Source organism: Bathymodiolus heckerae thiotrophic gill symbiont, assembly GCF_900128515.1.
GTDB lineage: Bacteria > Pseudomonadota > Gammaproteobacteria > PS1 > Pseudothioglobaceae > Thioglobus_A.
This window is the reverse complement of sequence record NZ_FQTP01000176.1, coordinates 1-1,840: the sequence shown is the minus strand read 5'-3', so window position 1 is coordinate 1,840 and position 1,840 is coordinate 1. Positions and strand designations below refer to the sequence as shown.

The window sequence follows — 1,840 nt, the reverse complement described above, 5'->3', positions numbered from 1 at the left end:
GTGGATGTGGGTATATAATAACGTACGACCTCATAGTTCGATTGGTGGGATTCCACCAAGAAAGCTACTTGAGGCTATTTAAACAATGGAAATTCTATTTTTAGCAAGCGTTAGAAATGGGGGGATTACAAATGCATTATCATCATTAATCATTGAATAAATATACTTTATCAATGAAGTTGGCTTAGGGAAGTTAAACAATTTACTATCAAAGAGTTCAATCATTTCTTTATTACCATCCTCATTTCTACCAACTTCTTTTGGTAAAAATGTAGAAACTGCTTTAATCGCTTTTTCACTGCCATGCTTTTTAAGGGCTTTGGCTTTATCTTCACTTTCAAAAACTCTATACGCTGGAATGGTAATATTCAAAAAATCGTAATCATCAGGAAAAACTATTTTTCCTTTATCATAATATTCTTGGAACGTATCCTTTGTAACAGACCAAACCCTTTGAGGATTATATGGATACGATTTTTTAGTTTTAGGGTTAATTAAATTAAATGCTGAATTAACCCTCTCCTCTGCACTTGTCTGTTTTGTTAAATCAGACAACCTCCATCTGTCATTAGGATAATCATCACTCGAATGATACTTTCTTTCAATAGTCAACCCTGCGTTATATGTTTCTTTTGCGTAAGATATAATCCATTCATAATCTTGTGAAACGCCAAAAGGAACGTCGCTTTTTGCTGTTCCTTTTCTCCAAGGAAATTGAGCAACAAAGCATCCCTCCCCAAATACCTCATTCATCAACATTTTGAGATGATGTTGCTCATTGTCATCAATACTGATAAAAATTACGCCATCATCGGCGAGTAGCTGCTTGGCAAGAAACAAACGCGGATACATCGATGAGCAACTCTCAACGAGAGCACTTTGTTAATAATATTCTGGATGCTAATAAGAAGATGGATATGCTGGTTAGCCGCCTGCTTAACTTATCTCGTATTGAGCGTAGAGATCAACTTGAAAATATTGAAAAACTAGACGTTCAAACTCTCATTAAAGATGTACTTCAAGCACCTAGTCGTCAAGGGAGTATTACCCGAAGAGGCATTAAACTTGAATTTACTATTAAAGCTGAGAAGTTATTGGCCGAACAAGCGCTGTCTAATATCATTGACAATGCTATCGACTTCACACCACCAAATTCAACTATCAGCATCAAGGTAAGTGAATCAAACACGCATGTTAATATTCAAATTCAAGATCAAGGTAAGGGTGTACCTGAGCATGCTAGAAAGCAGATATTTACGCGCTTTTTCTCATCTTCAAGGCCTGACACTGGTAAGCGTGGTAATGGCTTAGGACTTAGGTTTGTTAAAAAGATCATGAGCCTTCATGGCGGACAGGTGAGTCTCAAGAATCGCTTTATGGAAAATGGAGCTGTAGCCACATTGAAGTTTCCATTGTAGCGTAGAGTCTCACTGGGATCATACCTAGTGAATTTAACGTGCTGTCTGATATGACAATACTTCAAAGGTGACTTTGGAGTATTACCTGGCTTTATTTCACATTGAGGACACATCGTGTCCTTTCTTGATTAGAGGGGGTATCCGAAATATAGAGCGGGGTGCCTACATATATATAACCTACGGTCGATAAAGTGCTCTTTACACTCAAGACCCGCAAGCATTACCTTAGTATTACCTTCCTTCTTTTATATTGAGCAACAATTATGACCATACTTATTCTCACCCTTATCACTAATTTTAAGCATTAAGTAAAACAAATAAAGATTTGTAATGCCTATACTAATTGCAACTAAAAATATTGCCGAAGTTCCTACTCCTATTAGAGTAAGTATATAGGCTAGCGCCCCAAAAATAGCGCCAAT

General features: G+C 36.9%; 2 protein-coding genes. One reads left to right on the top strand and one right to left on the bottom strand.

The features are described from left to right. Positions 1–78: 78 nt before the first annotated feature. Complete coding sequence (locus BTHERMOSOX_RS10835) at positions 79–852, bottom strand: DNA methyltransferase (RefSeq protein WP_138121145.1); 774 nt, start codon at positions 850–852, stop codon at positions 79–81. Between the two features lie 2 nt (positions 853–854). Between BTHERMOSOX_RS10835 and BTHERMOSOX_RS10830 the strand changes: the two genes are divergently transcribed. Continuing rightward, a complete protein-coding gene (locus BTHERMOSOX_RS10830; RefSeq protein WP_138121144.1) occupies positions 855–1,418 on the top strand; it encodes an ATP-binding protein in 564 nt (187 codons plus the stop codon). Positions 1,419–1,840 lie beyond the last annotated feature (422 nt).